This window comes from Paenibacillus lignilyticus, assembly GCF_017942085.1.
In the GTDB taxonomy this organism is placed as follows: domain Bacteria; phylum Bacillota; class Bacilli; order Paenibacillales; family Paenibacillaceae; genus Paenibacillus_Z; species Paenibacillus_Z lignilyticus.
The window spans coordinates 1-18,621 of sequence record NZ_JAGKSP010000018.1; the positions used below are offsets into that span (position 1 = coordinate 1).

The following is an 18,621-nucleotide window of genomic DNA, read 5'->3' on the forward strand; positions in this document are numbered from 1 at the left end:
ATGACCTGTGCTCCTCGGCCCTGTTTGAGTTGGTTCATCGACCTACGAGTCGGTTTTCGGCACTCTCAGCTCCTTTTTTGTGCGGTTTCGCCGCTGAGAGTCGGGTTTTGCGACTTTCAGCCTCCGGCGCGGGCAGTTTGGGTTGGTTTCCGGAGCTGAGAGTCGGGTTTTGCGACTCTCGGCCTCGGCGAGGGCAGTTTGGGTTGGTTTCTGGGGTTGATTTGCCACTATCGGTGGCGGAACTAATGCGAGAAGTGCTAGTTAGTTCGGTATTGAGCACTGATAAGCGGAATATCCGGGTATCGTGCTTATTTCAGGTGGTTTTCCCAACTGTTAGCGGATATGCCTCTAAGGCGAGAGAAATCATGCGAGAAGTGTTAGTTAGTTGGTTTATTGAGCGCTGATAAGCGGAATATCCGCTTATCGTGCTTATTTCGGGTGGTTTCCCCTACTGTTAGCGGTTATGCCGCTTAAGGCGAGGGGAAATCATGCGGAGTACGGATTCGGGGAGCTCGTACTGGCGCGGATACTGGATGCGGGCTTCAGTGTCCAGGGGGTTCGGGTTCGGGTTCGGGTTCGGGTGCGGGTTGGGCAAACAAAAGAGCCCACAACCATGGGGGCTCTCTCAATTTCTACTTCAAATCCACGACGACCAAGCATCGGTCGTCGGATTGCAGCTCTTCGGTCTGCTCGCGCGAGAAGAGTGCTTCTTCGAGCGCCTGCAGCGGCGCGTGTATGCCGTAAGGCTGCAGCAGCTCGGTGAGGCTGGCCTCGCGGTCTTCCGCGTAGTCGCTGCCGACGAGGTCGTAGATGCCGTCGGTCAGCAGCACGATGCGGTCGCCGGGTCCGATGGCGAGCGTGTGCTTCTCGATCGGCATTTCGCTGAACATGCCGATGGCGACGCCGCCTTGGGCGAACCGTTCGATGCTGCCGTCGCTTCGAATGAGCATCCCCGGCGGATGCCCGGCATTCACATATTCGAGCGTGCCTGCGCCTAAATCGACGACCATATACAGCCCCGTGAAATAGTACTGGATCAGCTGATCCGCAAATTGCAGCTGCAGCGACCGACGGTTCAGTTCCTTGATGACGCGTTTGGCCCCGGACTGCTTCGTCATCGCTTCCTTGAGCACGGATGCGATAAACATACAGGCCAACGAGGACGATATGCCATGGCCCATCGCGTCCATCACGGCTACGCCGTAACGGTTATCATCGATTCGATGCCACGCATACAAATCGCCGGACAGCTCCTCCGACGGGCGGAATATCGCATCGATGGCAATACGCTCGTCATCCACCGGCTGCGGGAGCGCCGCAAGCTGTACCTCGCGTGCCAGCTGCAGCTCCTCCCTCATCCGCCGATCTCGCTCCTTATGCCAATCCTTCTGCTCCTTCAGCCGCAGGGCCACGCGTATACGGGCAAGCAGCTCTATGCGATTGATAGGCTTCGTCACATAATCGATCGCTCCGGCATCCAGCGCCTCGGCCAGCTTCTTCGAATCGCCGATGGCCGTCACCATGATGATGGGAATATCCTTCAGACGCGGCGATTCCTGAATCATCGCACAGGCTGTAATTCCATCCACGCCCGGCATCATCATATCGAGCAAAATCAAATCGATGTCATGATCGTCATCGCCCGGCTCTTCCTCCGGCTCACGCCCCTGCCTGTTTAAGCCAAGCAAACTAAACAATTCGCTGCCAGAGGCAGCCTGCAAAACATTCGTATACCCCGCACGCTTCAAAATCTCTCTGACAACCGTAATATTCATCGGGTTGTCATCCACCACTGCAATTCGCATCTTCAATTTCCTAGGCATTTCTGATCTCCTTATCGTTGTCCTTCACCGGTACGACGTTATGTACTTCGTTACCCCCGCAGATCATGCTTTGAATCTGGAACATGTAGGACAGCAGCCTAAAGCACATTGGCCCATAGCCTCATACACTGGTAGCAAGGAGAGTGGGTGCAGAAATGAACAATGGCAGTGCGATGGACATTCGAACGGCCATCTTTTTGGCTGCGGTTTGTGGGCAAACCTATGTGCAATACAATAATGGCGGGTTATTCCTGGTGCCTGATTCCTACCGGCTGGTCGGGTCGTTCAATGCCGCTTCCTACATCGGCAAAGAAGAGTCTTTCGGCTTCGTTATCGAATCAGACCGAGCGGTCGTATTGGCTTTTCGCGGCACAAGCTCCCCCACTGACTGGGTGATGGATATGATCGCCCAGCAAATTCCGTTCAAGCCCGTTAAGAATGGGGGCAATACGCACAAAGGGTTTACCGAAGTCTATTTGTCGGCTCGGGATCAAATCTTCCGCTTGCTCGATCAAGTGCCGAAGTCGAAGCCGCTTTTCGTAACCGGACATAGTCTTGGCGGAGCATTGGCGACGCTCGCCTCGCTTGATATCGCGGCCAACCGCATGCCTGCCGCCCTCATCACCTATACGTACGGATCGCCTCGCACCGGAGATCCCGCTTTCGTTCGGGCCTATAATGCAGCCGTGCCGGTCACCTTCCGGGTACAAAATGAATTCGACGTCGTGCCTCACCTGCCGCCGCTCGTGTATCAATCCCCGAATACCGACAAAACGTACTATTATTTGCACGTCAAAGAAGAGGTCAAACGGAATTTCCGAATGGGCTCCGTCGGAGGAAATCATGTGATCAGCAGCTATTTTGCCGATTTGGCGCGGGAAGCACCATCGTTTACAATGGCTATTTGTTCAGGACCTCCCGGCTGGTGCCCTCAGTAATGAGGCCATCAGCCCTGATGGAGTTTAACCTAGCCCTTCAAACCAGCCAGCTCGGCAATACGGCTTCGCTCCGCCTTCGTCATCCCTTTAAGGACAAGCTCATAGGAGTGCTTGATCATATCCTCCAGCTCGCCTTGCGGAATGGATCCATCGAGCGCGATGGAGTTCCAGTGTTTCTTGTTCAAATGATAACCCGGCGTGATGGCATCATATTGCTGCCGCAGATTCTCTGCGATAATGGGATCGCATTTCAAGGAAATGCTGCCTTCCGAGAGGAGCGCGAACATTTTGCCGCCTGCCTTCATCACCAATGGATCCGGTCCAAACGGATAATCCTTCTCTGCCCCCGGCATGGACAAGCAATAAGTAGTTAACTCTTCCATCCGCTTATCTTCCCCTCTTCACACAAAAGTATAGTTCGCAAATGCAGCCGCTTGTCCATAATACGCGCCGGCTTCATCATACAAGTTCCATACGACAGCCTGCTCGATTCGAAAACGCCTGCCGCTGCTGGAAATTCGGATGCCATTGTAGTCGTCGATATAACCTTGCCCTGCGACGGCTTCCAGAAATCGCTGCCGCTCCTCTTGAATCATCGGCTCCGCCGTATGCTTCGACTCGATTCGCGTAAAAGCATCCCAATCCATTTCCCATAACGACAAAGCCGCCCGGTTGCCGTAATTAAGCACCGGGTCCTGCTGCGTGCCATGTGAAAGCACCACGAGATCCGCATGAAATAACGCGTCCGCTGCCGACTCCTGCTCTCCCTGCGGAAGTAACGGCTTACCCAGCAGCCTTTTGTAGCTGTTCAAAATAATGGCGGCATGGCGCTCTCCCGCGCCGACACCGGTCAGTTGCTGCAACAATGCCATTTGCTCCCTTCAACCTTTGAACTTCAACTTCAATCCATTTAAAAAAACTGAAGGTGAATTTCACCTTCAGTTCTTCGGTTTCGCTGCTATACGCCCATTTTCTTGCGCTGATTGTTAACTTTTTTGTGGTTTTGGCTTTTCATCGTTTGTTGGTTGCCGCCTGGACCGTGTTTTTGCTTACTGTTCGCATTCGCTTGCTCTTGTTTCTTCTGGGCGAGCTTCTGCTTCATTGCTTCGGCAAGGGAAATTTTCTTCGGCTCTTGCTCTTGCACTTCCGGCGTCGTTTGGTTTTCTTCCATTTCAGATCACCTCGTCTGTTTGTACTAGTTGTATTGTAGCCTTTTTTTCGCTTGCTTTCCAGTGTGCGCGGCATCAATTTTCACATCTTTGCCATTATATCCCGCATGCTACTCCCGCAGCGCATCCTTCAGCTTGGTGGACATGTTGTCCGCACTTCCCGCACGCAGCTTTCCGCGAAGCTTCGCAACCTCTTGCTGAAGGCGGAGCTTATCTCCCCGCAGCTGCTCAATCTCAGCTTGCGCCTGTATGAGCTGCTCTTGCAATGAAGAAATCGGCTCGTTCATCGCCGGCTTCCCCCTCCCTCTATTCACATCACTTCTCTCTATTGTAACGCTGACCCTCCTCAATGTAAAAAAAAGCTCCGGCATCGCATGCAACCGGCGCTCTCCATGGAGAACGCCAAGTGCCGCAGCTATCGGAACTTTGCTTGTTCATTTGGCTCCTTACTTCACCGCAACGGCAACCTTCTGCGTCGTCACGAGAGCATTCTTGCTGTCGAACGCTTTGACAACCACATCAATCTTCTTCCCTTTATACGGCGCAAAATCAATCTGAGCCGTCCAAGGCAGCGAAGTTACGGTCGCCACCGTCTTGCCGCCGATCGTATAGGTCACTTTGCTGATTGTTGGCGACCATGTTTTCACATATGCCGAAATCTTCTGCGTCGACGCCGGTACCGGCGAAGCGGCGTTAATCGGCTTGTAAGCGACCGGCGATTCATCGCCAAGGCCGCTCAGATAGAAGGGATTGGCAACGGACTGCTTGTAGCCTTCAAGAAGCTTCTGATTGGCCGAAAGCATATAATATTTTATCCGAGCGGAAGCATCATGGTTGCTGTCGAACCAGAATACCGCTTTTACCTTCGGGTACAGCATCGGAAGCGAAGCGTAAAATTCTTTCATTTTGTACACGGCCCAGTCCGTCTTATCTTGTTTCTTCTCCGGGTACATGTACGCGACGCCGCCTTCAGAAATATAAACCGGTTTGCGCGATGCGTATTGTTTGTAGATATAATCGAATTTCTCCAAATGGCTTGAACGGTCTTCCCCTTGCTTCAGCGGGTCAAGAGTGGGGTTAAAGATGGTATACAGACTGACACCCACCCAATCTACTGCATCGTCACCCGGATAGTAGTCGTTAATGCTATACTCCGGCGAGCGGTCCGGCGCCCAAACCATAGCCACATTATCCGGTGCTTCCTCGTGAAAAACTTTCGCAACGATACGGAACTTCTCGATATAATTCTTCGGGTTCGTTTCATGCCAAGGCACCCAATCGCCATTCATTTCATTCGCGAAACGCAGGAATACGTTAACGCCGGATGCCGCAATATCACGTGCCAGCTGGCGCAAATATGCATCATCTTGTACTTCGCCAAGTCCCTTTAGCGGCTGAATGCCAAGCTGCAGGGCGACACCGGCTTCACGGGCGTGATCGATGTGGCTCTTAATGCTTGAAAGCGGCTTTCCATATGTAAAATAAATCAAATAAGCTGCATGACCCTTACCTGTAAGCGCCGGGAATCCGTCGGTGTAGAAAGGTTTGGCCGTCTTCGAATTGTGCACGGCCGGATCAAGCTCCGCGTATGCACCGATATAAGCGCCATTCTTCGGTTCGAAAATCGCTCCATGCGTGTTCGTTGAACCGAGTGCGGAAGCCGTAGTCTCCACAAACAGTCGTGCCGAGCTGCGAAGCTGATCGGCCTTGCGTTTGGCGGCGATGCTCATCTGCGTCATGTTCGCTTTGCCGGTATACTCCGCTTCCTTATCCCAGTTCGTGACGGCATCGTCATATTTCTTCAGCTTGGCATAATCGTCGCCGATGCGGCGGTACATGCCGGCTGCATTACCGTACTCTTTCTTCTTCAGAAACTCGGGCGCGATTTGATTGTATTTCGCGATCGCCTCCGCATATTTCCCTTGCTGGTCGAGTTTCTGCGCTTGTTTGAATATCCCCCATACATCCATCGCCTGTGCTTCATAGGTATGGAATGTCGTGAAAGCAACAATAATCGTAAATAATGCCACCATCATTTTACGGCCAAACGTAAAGTAATTCTTGTAAGTCACCATGATTCCTCCATGTGCTAGTAGTAGAAGTTACAGCGACATTTTACAGCATATGGGATGGATTGGAAAGACAAAGTTTTACAAAATGTTACAATAATCAACTTCCTGCAACATGTTGCGACATCCATTCGTTAAGTCTGGTATAGGCGGTTAGACAGGCTTGGCAGCAGTGACCAGTTGTAAATGAGATTCTAGCGTCTATAATTATCTTTATTATGGTTTGCGCTTTATTCATAGGAGGAACAGCAATTGAAAACGAATATCCGTATGCCCTATCTCATACTCGGCGCGGCGCTTAGTGCCGTTATTCTAACGACCCAAACTTCATGCACCTACAATTTATTCGGCAAATCCGCTACCGAAAACAATCAACTGAACACCGGCAATCCGGTTGCAGGCGACGATGCGGCGTCGAGCACCGTTAAGACGAGCACCGGCGACACGAAGGGCACGACCGGGACAGCTTCCGGAACCGGCAATTCCGATTCAAACGGCGGTCCATCAGACTCCACGGGAAAAGGTACGACAGATCCCGGAAAGTCGAGCGTCAGCACTTCCGCCAACGTCCAATCGAGCAATCAATCTGCTTTTATAGCGTTCATGCGTGAGAATGCTCCGTCCCGCACCATTAAGAAGAAGGACGGCGTAGTATATGTAACCAACACGGACAGCCCGCTTGTTCTCGTCAACAAGAAACGCGAGCTCGAATCGACTTACGTACCGAAGGATCTTGTGAAGGCAAACGTAGGCTTCTCCTTCTCCGGCGACAATCCGAAGCAGCAGCTGCGCCAAGTTGCGGCGACGGCGCTGGAGAAGCTGTTTGCCGGGGCAAAACAAGACGGCATTGAGCTGAAAGCCGTTTCCGGCTATCGCTCGTACGCTTCGCAGCGTTCCATCTTCAACAACTATGCCAAGAAGAACGGCGAAGAAGAAGCCAATACGTTCAGCGCGCATCCCGGACAAAGCGAGCATCAGACCGGACTTGCAATGGATGTGTCGAGTGCCAGCGTCAAATACGATCTGGATAAGAGCTTCGGTGAAACGAAGGAAGGCAAATGGCTGAAAGAGCATGCGGCGGACTATGGTTTCATCATTCGCTACGAGCTCGGCAAAGAAGACGAAACCGGCTACATGTACGAGCCGTGGCATATCCGCTACGTCGGCGTCTTCATCGCACAGGAAATCAAGAAGAAGGGCGAAACGTTCGAAGCCTATATGGCACAGTTCTGATACGGGGCTGCCACAAAAGTGTACCACTGACTTTTGTGGCAGCTTTTGTTTATGCTTTTGGAAGGGGCAATCGGATTACTAGTCATGAAAAATGGTGACGCAGAATCAAGACTCTGCGCCACCATTTTCCATAATTGCAACTCGCCGCGTTATTCGCCGAGCTTCCGGAACAGATCCTTAAAGACCGAATCACGATGCGCATAGTGGGCACACCGGATGAAATGGCGGGAATGGTCGACGCTCCAGCGGAAGTCCTCTGACAGCAGCGGGCTGTGCACAAGCGTACTCGGAATCCAGCTTGGATCAACCAGATAAGCAATGGTCGAGATGTCCCAGATTACGCGGGAATAGCCGAAGTGATCTTTGCTGCAATCCCGATAGGTTTCATACAAATATTGACCGATCGGCCCTTTATCGCGGACGTAATCCTCGACCTCGGACAAGGTTGTCGCCAGATGGGAGGCTACCCCTGCACACGGAACCAAGATAAGCGGAACGCCGCTGTTAAGCACCGTGCGGGAAGCATGCAGATCCTGAGCTAGATTGAATTCCGTCGTATCAGGCCAATGCAGCGCATGTCCGCCGAGCCAGACAACAACGATTTTCTCAATAATACGAGGCTCCATCAGCAGGGCCGAAGCTACATTCGTAATCGCTCCGATCGCAACTACATACAGCGGATCATCTTCGCTTGATGCCATCGCCCGCTCCACCAGGTTCCTTGCCGCAGCGCTCTCTTGAGGAACGCCGGCTTCTGCCAAATATCCCTCCGACCCGCGGTAGATCGGAATATCCGTCATCTCCGGCATAATCGCGCGGATCTTAAGCAGCTCGTTATAGCTTTTCTCCATGCCGTCCTTCGGACCTTCAGACAGATCGTTGAAGAACGGGGCAGCATAGAACGCTTCAACCGTTACGCTTTCCGGTGATTTCAATGCGTAGATGACGGCGAATTGATCGTCGATTTCGTTGTATGTATCCGTATCCAAAACCATTCGAACCTTGCGCTGCGGATGTTCTAAACGCTGCAGAAGCTTTTGCTGAGGCAATTTTGGAAATTCAACCATGTCCCTTGTCATCCTCCTTGAATATATCCTGTATTCCTTTTATGATGTGGTTATGAATTCAGGATTTTTCTCGCTTACTACGCTTATTCTACAACGAATACCGCATATGAAGATTATAGGATATGGCTGTTTGTTTGCATGATTTGGCTAGGATAATGAGAGGGGAGCATGCTGATTGCTGGCGCAAATGGATTTTCTGTTTCAAGCTACGCGGCACGCGCATTCCTATATGCCGATGCATGAGCATACCTGTTACGAGCTGGTTTACTATCAAACGGGGAAAGGCCTTACGCGCTTCCTTGACACGGTCTATACCTACACGCCCGGCACGTACGCGATCATTGCGGCAGGAACGCTGCATGATGAGCGGCGCACACAGGATACGGATGTTATTTTTGTCGGCTTTCGACTGCCTCGGGGGGAGCTGCTGCTCAAGGAAGGGCTGTATCAGGATGACTCCTCTTCCCCGATCTTGCCGCTTCTGCTGAACATGATCGAGGAAATGCAGGAGCAGCGAGCCTTTTATGCGGAACAGTTGAATTATTACATCAGTTCCATCGTGATCGCGCATCAGCGAGCCGCGGCTACCGGCACATCGGGAGGATCGGTTGATCATCTGTTGTATGCCCGCACCTTCATCGACGAGAACTGCAACCAGAAGATTACGATCGAAGAATTGGCCGAGATGGTCGGGTACAGCTACCACCACTTCCGGCATCTATTTAAGGATAAGTTCGGTTTATCGCCTATTTCCTACTTACTCCGTAAGCGCATACAGAAAGCGGAGCATCTGCTCCTGCATTCCGCGCTCCCTGTCACCGCCATCGCGATGGAATGCGGCTTCTCGAATGATGCGCAATTCTGTACGATGTTCAAAAGGGAGAAGGGCGAGTCGCCTCGCGCCTTCCGGCAAAGCCGGGCAGCCGCCAAGGCTTAGAAGCCTATAGCTGGCTGCCGCCGGCTTATTGCCGCGCCGCTATTCCGGCGTCGCACAAGCACGACCATTGATATAGTAGGCGGTTTCTTGATATACCTTGAACGCAACCTCTACTTCGGCAACACCGGCCTTATTCAGATGTTGAGTAACGGCACGGGCAAGCTCGTCTTGAACGACTTGTCCTCTGTCGAACCAAGCAATTTCTACAAAAGGATAGGTCGGCACCGTTTCGCCTCCGAACACGGAAACCATCTGCAGCGCGTCAATCGTGAAATTATCGGTACCGCACTGACAGATGCCAGCCATCTCTTCGACCAGAGCCTTGCTCACTTCCGCTAATATAGACGTTTCAACGCCTCGAACATTTAATTGGGGCATAGGTAATCCTCACTTTACTCGTATTCGTGCAGCTGCTCTTCCTCTGCAATGTTTTGCAAATCGTAGCCGGATATCGTAATGATGCGGTAGTCCGGCGTAATCTCGGCATGCTGCTTAGCCAGCTCAAGCAAATAACGCGGCGAACCATCCTGCTCCTCATCATAGATGAGAATGAGTCCCTCGGAATTATCGAGCAGAAACCGATCTCTCGCCTTGAACTGCCACGGTCCATCATACTTCTGTTTGGAGATTGCGCTCACGTAATCCGCACCGGCCAGTATTTCGCTGTAGGTCGTCTTCTTCTGCTCGTTCCAATTCTCTTCTTGATCCAGGAAAGGGGTAATAATCGCGAGTCGCAAGCTCTCGTAGCTGGCTTTCAGCTCGATGGTCACTTCCGCTGCCCACAGCTCCACGCCCCAGCCGCCGCTCACAATCACCCACTCCAGTCCATCCTCCACAAGAGCCGTAATCTGTTTCTTGAGTGCCTTCTTGATGATGGCGATGCCGGGATGCTTAGCCGAGAATATGCCCAGCTCTGTTGCTCTATAACCTGTAATCAATACCTGCTTCATCGCGGTTTGCTCCTCGTCTACTCTTCCAAATAAGGGTAGCATACGCGTGACGAAATTTCACTCGAGTTTTCATTCTAACGAATTAGCGAGGCAACAATAGACCGCTCGGTCCGCCTGGGATAGCTCAGCTCACTTCCCCCTACGTTGAACATAAAAAACTGCCTCAAGCGTGCGCCGATGCACGTTAAAGACAGCTTCTCGACTCTACTCCATCCCTTGCGGGTAATGAGGCTGCGGCTCGCGAATGACCGTCCCATCATCCAACTGGATTTCGGTTGTAAATTCCCGCGCTCCTTTGTGCAGCTTAATGACGCGCGCACCGCGGGGAAAGCCTTCCCGGCCGTAGGTCTGATAGCCGCTGGCCCGGCCGTAACATAAGCTGATGCCATGCAGGTCACCCCGGTAATCATTGACGTGATCATGCCCGCAGAAGGTTCCCACGACATCGCCCATCTCCACCATCGCGGCGAACATCCCCGAATTGATAGGGGCACTTGCGACACCTTCAAACTTACTGCCGTAGCACAGCTCTTTTCTCCATACCTCTTCGTATTCCGGCAACGGAATATGGAAGAAAGCGAGCGAAGGCAGCGGCTGACCGTCGTTTGCAGCCTTCAGTGCCGTGGATTGCGCCGTATACCAATCGATCTGATCACGGCCAATCCAGGCGTAACCTTCAAGATTCGGAATCTCCGAATAGCTCCCGCTGTCGAGGAGATAGAGAGCATGATGGGGTTTTTCCGTGCCGGAATCTTGAATTAACAGCTTGAAATTACCCGTACCTTTAAGCGCCTCCGGACCCGCTTCGCCAACACAATGCTCGTGCTCCAGCTGAACGTCCATCAACTCATCTCGCGTTATCCCATGCTCGGTATCATGATTCCCAAAAACAGCTGCCCATGGGATGCCTCTGACCTCGACTTCACTCACAGCCTCACGAAAAGACTGCCTCGGATCCGTGCAATTGTCGCTGTAAATCACATCGCCTGTAAAGATGACCAAGTCTGGAGAAGTTTTCTCGAGCACCCGCTCCATCAGCAAACGAGTCAGGATATCTCCCGGCTCCCCATTTTGCCAGTGAAGATCCGTAAATTGCACAATGGTAAATGTGCCGTCCTCGCGATAATGCAGTTTTTTCCCCATCTTACTCATCCCCCATCCTAGAGCGATTCTCCTCCGGCTTCAATCCCGATAACGCCTTCAATTGAAGCAAGCGAAACGATGACTTCCTCGAAACGCTTCTTATAATTAAGCTTCACTTGCATCCGGACAATCAGCATCTCGCCGGAATCGCCATGCGCGGCTTCTTCGTTCTCCACGATGATTTTGCTAATCTGGATACCGAAGTGGTGAAGCTCCGTTACAACTTTGTTCAGGCTTGCGGAATCTTTGTTTATTTTCATCATCAAGTCCTGCTTGCGCTTGGTTCGTGAGAATTTCTTCTCGAACTTATTCAGGAAAAACAAGCTGACCACGACAAGGAGCGTGAGCACCGCGGATCCATAATAGAACCCTGCGCCTACCGTAAGCCCAATTGCAGCGACTACCCAAAGCGAGGCAGCCGTCGTAAGTCCCGAAACCGTAATCCCTGTTCGCAATATCGTCCCTGCGCCAAGAAAACCAATCCCGCTGATCACCTGAGCCGCTAACCGGGCCGGGTCTAGCCGGACATTCGGATCTGCCGCAAACTCGGCAAAACCATACATGGATAACAAGACGATCGCCGCAGATCCCAAACAAACGAGAATATGTGTCCTAAATCCTGCCGAATGCCCGCCAAGCTCGCGTTCTACTCCGATTAAACCACCCAGAATAAGCGCCAGCACCAATCGAATCGTCAGCTCCAAATAACTGATTTGCCAGATGCTAGGGTCGTACACTTGTGCCGCCGTTTCTCCCATATGCGTCAATCCTTCTTTGTTTATGGTCCTTTGCTTATCTATACGCAAGGCAACAGCGAATGCCTACTGATAGGCCGAAAAAATATAAATTCTTGACATGATCCGAGCGCTGCTAGCTGCGATTAAACTGCGATTCAAACCAATCCCAGCCGGAGCCGACATGTTCAGGACGATGAGCGTCTGAGCCATAAACCAGTTCAATCCCCATGGTCATACATTCCTGCATGAACCATTCCGGCACGTAAGGCTTGCCGCAGCTCGGCACGCGCAGGCCCGCCGTATTGACGTCGATACCGACATTTCCTTGTTGCAGCAACGGTAAGAGGGTCGTCAAGCGCCTCCGAATCTGCGCTTCATCGATGGGCGGAAGCTTCAGTGCGAATTTCTCAATTAAATTAATATGACCGATCCGTTTGCGCATCGGAAGCTTACTTGCGAAAGCAATGGCAGCTTCCACATGGTTGTAATATTCGTCGACGACCTTCTCCATCGTACCGTAGTAGCTTAATAAGTTGGCCGTGAAATCGTCAGCCGTGAAATCAACGCAGTACATACCGTCTTTACCCGGTAAATAGTGAACTGAATAAACGACATCCTCCAGCTGCTGCTGATACCGCTCAACGATCGCTTCCGTAAACGGCAGTGCACCTTGCAAATAGTCCAGCTCGAGTCCGACGACAATATCGATTTTTCCTTCATACTGCTGCTTGATCGAGTTCGCATAGGCCATATAGAGCGGAAGCTCCTCGCTCGGCATGGCAAGCTCGTACATCAGCTTCTCGTCTTGTACCCAATTTGCAGGAAGCGGCGGATGCTCACTGATGGTATAACGCGTAAAACCAAGCTCAATGGCACGGTCCACATAAAGTTCCGACGGCGCATCGTTGCCGTGATAGCAGAACTTTGTATGTGTATGTCCATCCCATTTCATTACGTTTGACATGCTGCTCTACCAACTCCTCTAACCGCTATTTACTCATCTCATGGCAATATGTACCTACTCAGTATATCATCTTGAAAAATGCCTTCAATAAGGAACTGCAGCAAGCGAAACTGCTTCTTCCAACAAGCGGCATTTCTGTTATAATGAATTCTGTTCATTTAGGTTAATCTAAAATAGAAATCCTTGTAAATTTTTTTCACCCCAAGCAAAGAAGAGAGGAACATGTATGATCAGCCGATTTAAACGACTTCTTATCGGGCGGCCGATGAAAAGCGCAGAACTCGAAGGCGAGAAGCTCAGTAAGCTAAAAGCACTCGCCGTACTGTCCTCCGACGCCTTGTCGTCGGTCGCGTACGGAACGGAGCAGATCTTGCTCGTACTCATGGCTGCCGGTTTTGCCGCGGTGTGGTACTCCATTCCGATATCCATTGCCGTGCTCGGTCTATTATTGATACTAATTATCTCGTATCGTCAAACCATCTTCGCTTATCCGAAGGGCGGCGGCGCTTATGTCGTGGCCAAAGATAACTTAGGCGTTTCCACCGGGCTGCTTGCAGGCGGATCGCTGCTTGTCGATTATATTCTGACCGTAGCCGTTAGTTCATCGGCAGGAACCGATGCCATCACATCCGCATTCCCTTCGCTGCATGATCATCGGGTCAGCATCGCCTTAATTATGATCGTATTTCTAACGGTCATGAATTTGCGGGGAATTGGGGAGTCCGCTTCCGTACTTGCCTATCCCGTCTATCTCTTCGTCGGCGCGATCTTCGTATTGATTATCGCAGGCGTTGTAAAAGTAATCGTAGGCGGCGTCCATGCCGATGTGCCGGAGATCGGCACCGCGGTGTCCAACATCAGTTTGTTCATGTTACTTAAGGCATTCAGCTCCGGTTGTTCGGCGCTCACCGGCGTCGAGGCCGTATCCAATGCGATTCCGAACTTCAAGAAACCGGCGGAGCGCAATGCCGCGACAACGCTCATCATGATGGGTAGCATTCTCGGTGCCATGTTCATCGGTATCAGCTTGCTCGCTTATTGGTACGGCATCGTGCCGAGCGCTACGGAAACCGTCGTTTCCCAAATCGCGAACGCGACGTTCGGACGAGGTGTCCTCTATTATGCGATTCAAGGGATTACCGCATTGATTCTGTTCCTTGCGGCTAACACGGCCTACTCTGCTTTCCCGCTGCTCGCGTTCATGCTGGCCAAAGACAAGTATATGCCCCATGCGTTCATGGTGCGCGGAGATCGGCTCGGGTTTTCGAACGGGATTATTTTTCTCGGCGTGTTCTCTGCGCTCTTAGTCGTCCTGTTCCACGGGGACACAGAAAATCTTATTCCGCTCTATGCGGTCGGGGTATTTATCCCGTTCACGCTCTCGCAGCTTGGGATGATGGTCCGCTGGATTAAGCTGAAACCGGCGAACTGGGGCGTTGGCCTGACGGTTAATACAATCGGTATGTTGACCACGCTCATCATTACGCTGATCTTTATTTTCACGAAGTTTAGTCAGATTTGGATGGTCTTCATCTTCTTGCCGATCGTTATTATCGGGTTCTACAAGATCAACCGCCACTATATGAACACCGCTGACGAGCTTCGGATCAACATCGATAAAGAGAAACCTGCGATTAAAGGCAGCACCATCGTGGTTCCGGTCGCTGGCATTACGAAGGTCGTTCTGCAGTCCATCAGCTATGCCAAATCGCTGACGGATAACGTGGTTGCGGTCTATGTCGGGTTTGATGAAGAAGAAATCGAACGGCTCGAAAAGAAATGGGAAGAGTGGAATCCCGGCGTGCGGCTGATCGTCCTGCGTTCGAGCTACCGCAGCATTATCCGCCCGCTCGTCCGCTTCATCGAGACGGTGGAATGGAAGACGCAGGAGACGGATCATATCACCGTGCTGATTCCGCAGTTCATCACGAAGCACTGGTGGCATAACATTCTGCATAACCAGTCGAGCCTTCTGCTTCGCGCGTACCTGTTCACGCAGAAAGACGTTGTAATTGCGACTGTGCCTTACCGGTTGCACCGGTAATAAGCACCGTTAAAGTACCTCTAAAAAGCACGCTAAAAAGTTGAAGAGCTGTCCCGATCGTCATCCGTAGGATGTGGGTTGGGACGGCTTTTTTGTGTGGTGCGATTGTGGAGGGGCGAGGCGGGGATGGTGTGGTAGGCGTGGTGGCGGGCGACTTTGATGGATGAGAGGCGGATTTTCCGACTCTCAGTATCATTTTCCAGTGATTTTGTGATCGAGAGTCGGGTTTTCCGACTATCAGGGCAAGATAGTGGTCGCGGCGAGCGATTCGGGTGGTTAAGAGGCGGATTTTCCGACTCTCAGCATCATTTTTCAGTGATTTTGTGATCGAGAGTCGGGTTTTCCGACTATCAGGGCGTGGTAGTGGTGATTGTGAGAGGGCTTGCCTCGGCTGAGAGTTCGGTTTTCGAACTCTCAGCTTTGCTTTTGCGCGATTTTACCTCTGAGAGTTCCATTTTGCGACTCTCAGGGGAAGGAATTAGTGGTGGGAGAGGCTTACCTCAGCTGAGAGTTCCATTTTGCGACTCTCAAGAGGCGGGAGCAGTGGTTTGATGGGGTGCGGCGAGCTGAGAGTTCGATTTTCGAACTCTCAGCTTTGTTTTTGCGCGATTTTACCTCTGAGAGTTCCATTTTGCGACTCTCAGGGAGCGGATGTGGTGGTGGGAGTGGCTTTACTCAACTGAGAGTTCAATATTGAGTCTCTCAGGCTACCGTAGTCATGGTGGAAGAGGCTTGCGGCGGGCGGGCTAAGGCACGCTCGCACACTGCAGCCAACAAAAAAACGACTCCTAAGTAAGCGAGTCGTTTCCCGTCAAGGAGCGAACAGCTCCAGAAACGCGCTCACGCTCATCGGCTCCAGCAGCTGCGGGTCCTCGCATACCGCTGTAATGCGTGCCGTTTGTTCTGCGGAGAATCGCGTCAGCAGATTTGATTCAAACTTCTTTTTCAACAACGGAATTCCTTCATCCCTCCTGCGCCTATGGCCGATCGGATACTCCGTCAGTACGTCATCCGTCGCGCTGCCGTCCGTGAAGAACACCTGCACGCTGTTTGCGATCGAGCGTTTGTCCGGGTCCAGATAGTCGACCGTAAAGTCAGCCCGCTCCTTCACCTCCATTAAATTGCGCAAACGATCAACTCGTGGATCTGCCGCCGCCTCGTCCTCGTAATGATCGGCAGTCAATGAGCCGTGGAGCAGACCGATCGCCGTCATGTATTGCAAGCAATGGTCGCGGTCGGCAGGGTTGTGCAGCGGCCCTTTCTTGTCGATGATGCGGATTGCGGACTCATGTGTGGTGATGGTAATCCGAGCGATTTCGTCGAGCCTGTCGGCAACGTGGGGATGCAGCGCGATTGCGCTTTCCACTGCGGTTTGCGCGTGGAATTCGGCTGGGAAAGAGATTTTGAACAACACATGCTCCATGACATAGGAGCCGTAAGGACGCGAGAGCGAGAACGGTTTACCTTTGAAAAGCACATCATAAAAGCCCCATCCCTTGGCCGACAACGCGGATGGATACCCCATCTCCCCTCGCAGCACTATCAGCGACAATCGCAATGCACGGCTCGTTGCGTCGCCGGCTGCCCAGGACTTGCGCGATCCGGTGTTCGGCGCATGCCGATAGGTGCGTAGCGCATGGCCGTCGATCCACGCGTGGGACAGCGCCTGCGTGATCTCATCCTTCGTACCGCCAAGCAGGCCGGTCGCTACCGCGGTGGACGCCACTTTTACAAGCACGACATGGTCGAGTCCGACCCGGTTAAAGCTATTTTCGAGCGCCATTACGCCTTGCAGCTCATGCGCCTTAATCATAGCGGTAAGCACATCGCGCATGACGAGCGGAGGCTGTCCCGCAGCCTGCCTTACCTTGCTTGCATAGTCGGCAGCAGCGAGAATGGCCCCGAGATTATCGGACGGGTGACCCCACTCCGCGGCAAGCCAAGTGTCGTTATAATCCAGCCAGCGAATCATGCAGCCAATGTTAAAAGCAGCCGTCACCGGATCTAGCCGAAACGAGGTCCCCGGCACACGTACGCCGCCCTCCATCTCTGCTCCCGGCACAACCGGGCCGAGCAGCTTGGTGCAGGCCGGATAATTTAATGCCAGCATGCCGCAGCCAATCGTATCCATCAAACAATAGCGAGCCGTCTCATAGGCAAGCTCGCTGTCTACCGAATAATCCGTTACATAGGAAGCCATATCGGCAAGCACTTGATCCGGCTCAGGCCGACTATTATCCTGACCATGTCCCATTGCGGCAGCACCTCCCATTATCGCTTAATGGCGTTCATGAACAGCCGGCCAAGGCAGCGGATCAGGCCCGACATAGGCGGCGGTCGGCCGGATAATGCGGTTATTTTGCCGCTGCTCCATAATGTGCGCCGTCCAGCCCGTCAAACGAGAGATCACGAAGATCGGCGTGAACATCCGCGTAGGGATGCCCATGAAATGATAGGCGGTGGCGCTGTAGAAATCGAGGTTCGGAAATAAGCTTTTTTCCTGGCGCATCACCTGTTCGACGGCTTCCGAAATCGCATAGAGCTGGCTGTCATCCGCCCACAAGGAGAGTGTCTCCGACCATTTCTTGATGATGTCCGAACGCGGATCGGAAACGGTATACACCCGGTGGCCAAACCCCATAATGAGCTGCTTCGCCGCCAGTCTCGCACGCGTGGCCGCTTCCGCCTCCTCCGCATTGTCGAACTGAGTAATCAGCTCCATGACAGCCTCATTCGCTCCGCCGTGAAGATTGCCCCGCAGCGTGCCGATGCCGGTCGCAATACAAGAGTAATAGTTCGACAGCGTGGAAGCCGTTACGCGGGCGGCAAAAGTCGATGCGTTAAACTCATGCTCGGCATACAGAATAAGCGAAACATCGAATACGCGAATAGCGAGATGCTCCGCATGTTTGCCATGCAGCAAATAGAGAAAATGGCTCGCTACCGTGTAATGGTCGAGGTCGAACGGCTCTTCTTGCACCTCGCCGGTGTCCGAACCGTTCGATCCGGGGGCATCCGCAGTGACCTCGGATTCCACTCCCTCAGCGGCTTTAGCGTCAACCGAATCTTCGCTTGCCGAGGACTCCAACTGAAGCGCCTCCACCGAACCATCCCCACCGGCAGCCCGCCTATGAAAATGATGCCAATGCAGCAGCATCGGGCCTGTCAGAGCAATGAGCCGATCCGCTATATCGGCTGCGCCAACCGATGCCGATTCCGGCTCCATCGTTCCAAGCGCGATGCAGCCCACCTGCAGCACCTCCATCGGATGCGCATCTGCAGGCAGCAGCTCCAGAATTCGCTGCAGCGTCTCCGGCAGCTGGCTTGCTTCCGCCAGCTTGCGCCGATAAGCCGCAAGCTCATCGACATTCGGCAGCTTTCCCCGAATGAGCAGATACGCCGTCTCCTCAAAGCTGCCGTGCTCTGCCAAATCCTCGATGGAATATCCGCGGTAGGTGAGTCCCAATCCGTTTTTTCCTACCGTACTGATTGCCGTTTCACCGGCTTCAATGCCGGCCAAGCCTCCGGGCTTCTTCACGGTCATCTC

18 protein-coding genes are annotated in these 18,621 nt (G+C 52.6%); 4 read left to right on the plus strand and 14 right to left on the minus strand.

Features of this window, described 5'->3' with window-relative positions:
* Nucleotides 1-632: 632 nt before the first annotated feature.
* Entirely contained in the window at nucleotides 633-1,805 is a 1,173-nt protein-coding gene (locus I8J30_RS27280; protein ID WP_210663720.1) for a PP2C family protein-serine/threonine phosphatase, read from the minus strand.
* 173 nt (nucleotides 1,806-1,978) lie between these two features.
* Here I8J30_RS27280 and I8J30_RS27285 point away from each other — a divergent pair, with 173 nt between their 5' ends.
* Nucleotides 1,979-2,761 (plus strand): lipase family protein, encoded by a 783-nt coding sequence (locus I8J30_RS27285; protein WP_240548426.1) that lies wholly within the window; start codon nucleotides 1,979-1,981, stop codon nucleotides 2,759-2,761.
* A gap of 29 nt (nucleotides 2,762-2,790) precedes the next feature.
* Here I8J30_RS27285 and I8J30_RS27290 read toward each other — a convergent pair whose 3' ends face one another.
* The 5 genes from I8J30_RS27290 to I8J30_RS27310 form a co-directional block, all read right to left on the minus strand.
* A complete protein-coding gene (locus tag I8J30_RS27290; protein ID WP_210663575.1) occupies nucleotides 2,791-3,144 on the minus strand; it encodes an MmcQ/YjbR family DNA-binding protein in 354 nt (117 codons plus the stop codon).
* 18 nt (nucleotides 3,145-3,162) lie between these two features.
* On the minus strand, nucleotides 3,163-3,627 hold the full coding sequence (locus tag I8J30_RS27295) for an MEKHLA domain-containing protein (RefSeq protein WP_240548427.1): 465 nt from the start codon (nucleotides 3,625-3,627) through the stop codon (nucleotides 3,163-3,165).
* Nucleotides 3,628-3,719: 92 nt separating this feature from the next.
* A complete protein-coding gene (locus I8J30_RS27300; protein WP_091225382.1) occupies nucleotides 3,720-3,932 on the minus strand; it encodes a hypothetical protein in 213 nt (70 codons plus the stop codon).
* 108 nt (nucleotides 3,933-4,040) lie between these two features.
* Nucleotides 4,041-4,217, minus strand: coding sequence for a hypothetical protein (locus tag I8J30_RS27305; RefSeq protein ID WP_210663578.1), 177 nt, complete (start codon nucleotides 4,215-4,217; stop codon nucleotides 4,041-4,043).
* Between the two features lie 159 nt (nucleotides 4,218-4,376).
* A complete protein-coding gene (locus I8J30_RS27310; RefSeq protein WP_240548428.1) occupies nucleotides 4,377-6,005 on the minus strand; it encodes a glycoside hydrolase family 26 protein in 1,629 nt (542 codons plus the stop codon).
* Nucleotides 6,006-6,251: 246 nt separating this feature from the next.
* Between I8J30_RS27310 and I8J30_RS33340 the strand changes: the two genes are divergently transcribed.
* Complete coding sequence (locus I8J30_RS33340) at nucleotides 6,252-7,232, plus strand: M15 family metallopeptidase (RefSeq protein WP_240548429.1); 981 nt, start codon at nucleotides 6,252-6,254, stop codon at nucleotides 7,230-7,232.
* A gap of 149 nt (nucleotides 7,233-7,381) precedes the next feature.
* Here I8J30_RS33340 and I8J30_RS27320 read toward each other — a convergent pair whose 3' ends face one another.
* On the minus strand, nucleotides 7,382-8,299 hold the full coding sequence (locus I8J30_RS27320; protein WP_210663580.1) for a nucleoside hydrolase: 918 nt from the start codon (nucleotides 8,297-8,299) through the stop codon (nucleotides 7,382-7,384).
* Nucleotides 8,300-8,474: 175 nt separating this feature from the next.
* On the opposite strand from I8J30_RS27320, the gene I8J30_RS27325 reads away from it, so the two are divergent.
* Nucleotides 8,475-9,236, plus strand: coding sequence for a helix-turn-helix domain-containing protein (locus I8J30_RS27325; protein ID WP_210663582.1), 762 nt, complete (start codon nucleotides 8,475-8,477; stop codon nucleotides 9,234-9,236).
* A gap of 39 nt (nucleotides 9,237-9,275) precedes the next feature.
* Here the strand turns inward: I8J30_RS27325 and I8J30_RS27330 are convergent, their stop codons facing one another.
* The 5 genes from I8J30_RS27330 to hisJ all read right to left on the minus strand — a co-directional run bounded on the left by I8J30_RS27330 (nucleotide 9,276) and on the right by hisJ (nucleotide 13,030).
* Nucleotides 9,276-9,614, minus strand: a complete 339-nt coding sequence (locus I8J30_RS27330; RefSeq protein WP_210663584.1) for a DUF1904 family protein — start codon at nucleotides 9,612-9,614, stop codon at nucleotides 9,276-9,278.
* A gap of 14 nt (nucleotides 9,615-9,628) precedes the next feature.
* Complete coding sequence (locus I8J30_RS27335; RefSeq protein ID WP_210663587.1) at nucleotides 9,629-10,186, minus strand: SLOG family protein; 558 nt, start codon at nucleotides 10,184-10,186, stop codon at nucleotides 9,629-9,631.
* A 204-nt stretch (nucleotides 10,187-10,390) separates the two neighbouring features.
* Nucleotides 10,391-11,329: a metallophosphoesterase family protein gene (locus tag I8J30_RS27340; RefSeq protein ID WP_210663589.1), complete on the minus strand. Its 939-nt coding sequence runs from the start codon at nucleotides 11,327-11,329 to the stop codon at nucleotides 10,391-10,393.
* 17 nt (nucleotides 11,330-11,346) lie between these two features.
* Nucleotides 11,347-12,087, minus strand: a complete 741-nt coding sequence (locus I8J30_RS27345) for an MgtC/SapB family protein (RefSeq protein WP_210663592.1) — start codon at nucleotides 12,085-12,087, stop codon at nucleotides 11,347-11,349.
* Nucleotides 12,088-12,199: 112 nt separating this feature from the next.
* Nucleotides 12,200-13,030: a histidinol-phosphatase HisJ gene (gene hisJ / locus I8J30_RS27350; protein WP_210663594.1), complete on the minus strand. Its 831-nt coding sequence runs from the start codon at nucleotides 13,028-13,030 to the stop codon at nucleotides 12,200-12,202.
* Between the two features lie 226 nt (nucleotides 13,031-13,256).
* Here hisJ and I8J30_RS27355 point away from each other — a divergent pair, with 226 nt between their 5' ends.
* Complete coding sequence (locus I8J30_RS27355) at nucleotides 13,257-15,074, plus strand: APC family permease (protein ID WP_210663596.1); 1,818 nt, start codon at nucleotides 13,257-13,259, stop codon at nucleotides 15,072-15,074.
* Between the two features lie 811 nt (nucleotides 15,075-15,885).
* Here I8J30_RS27355 and I8J30_RS27360 read toward each other — a convergent pair.
* Both I8J30_RS27360 and I8J30_RS27365 read right to left on the minus strand, forming a co-directional pair.
* A complete protein-coding gene (locus I8J30_RS27360) occupies nucleotides 15,886-17,328 on the minus strand; it encodes a bifunctional 2-methylcitrate dehydratase/aconitate hydratase (protein WP_210663598.1) in 1,443 nt (480 codons plus the stop codon).
* Nucleotides 17,329-17,352: 24 nt separating this feature from the next.
* Complete coding sequence (locus tag I8J30_RS27365; RefSeq protein WP_210663600.1) at nucleotides 17,353-18,618, minus strand: citrate/2-methylcitrate synthase; 1,266 nt, start codon at nucleotides 18,616-18,618, stop codon at nucleotides 17,353-17,355.
* Between the last annotated feature and the right edge of the window lie 3 nt (nucleotides 18,619-18,621).

Coding starts and splice junctions, on each gene's coding strand:
- I8J30_RS27280 (WP_210663720.1), bottom strand. CDS start 1,805: ATGCGAATTGCAGTGGTGGATGACAACCCGATGAATATTACGGTTGTC.
- I8J30_RS27285 (WP_240548426.1), top strand. CDS start 1,979: ATGAACAATGGCAGTGCGATGGACATTCGAACGGCCATCTTTTTGGCT.
- I8J30_RS27290 (WP_210663575.1), bottom strand. CDS start 3,144: ATGGAAGAGTTAACTACTTATTGCTTGTCCATGCCGGGGGCAGAGAAG.
- I8J30_RS27300 (WP_091225382.1), bottom strand. CDS start 3,932: ATGGAAGAAAACCAAACGACGCCGGAAGTGCAAGAGCAAGAGCCGAAG.
- I8J30_RS27305 (WP_210663578.1), bottom strand. CDS start 4,217: ATGAACGAGCCGATTTCTTCATTGCAAGAGCAGCTCATACAGGCGCAA.
- I8J30_RS27310 (WP_240548428.1), bottom strand. CDS start 6,005: ATGGTGACTTACAAGAATTACTTTACGTTTGGCCGTAAAATGATGGTG.
- I8J30_RS27320 (WP_210663580.1), bottom strand. CDS start 8,299: ATGGTTGAATTTCCAAAATTGCCTCAGCAAAAGCTTCTGCAGCGTTTA.
- I8J30_RS27330 (WP_210663584.1), bottom strand. CDS start 9,614: ATGCCCCAATTAAATGTTCGAGGCGTTGAAACGTCTATATTAGCGGAA.
- I8J30_RS27335 (WP_210663587.1), bottom strand. CDS start 10,186: ATGAAGCAGGTATTGATTACAGGTTATAGAGCAACAGAGCTGGGCATA.
- I8J30_RS27340 (WP_210663589.1), bottom strand. CDS start 11,329: ATGGGGAAAAAACTGCATTATCGCGAGGACGGCACATTTACCATTGTG.
- I8J30_RS27345 (WP_210663592.1), bottom strand. CDS start 12,087: ATGGGAGAAACGGCGGCACAAGTGTACGACCCTAGCATCTGGCAAATC.
- hisJ (WP_210663594.1), bottom strand. CDS start 13,030: ATGTCAAACGTAATGAAATGGGATGGACATACACATACAAAGTTCTGC.
- I8J30_RS27355 (WP_210663596.1), top strand. CDS start 13,257: ATGATCAGCCGATTTAAACGACTTCTTATCGGGCGGCCGATGAAAAGC.
- I8J30_RS27360 (WP_210663598.1), bottom strand. CDS start 17,328: ATGGGACATGGTCAGGATAATAGTCGGCCTGAGCCGGATCAAGTGCTT.
- I8J30_RS27365 (WP_210663600.1), bottom strand. CDS start 18,618: ATGACCGTGAAGAAGCCCGGAGGCTTGGCCGGCATTGAAGCCGGTGAA.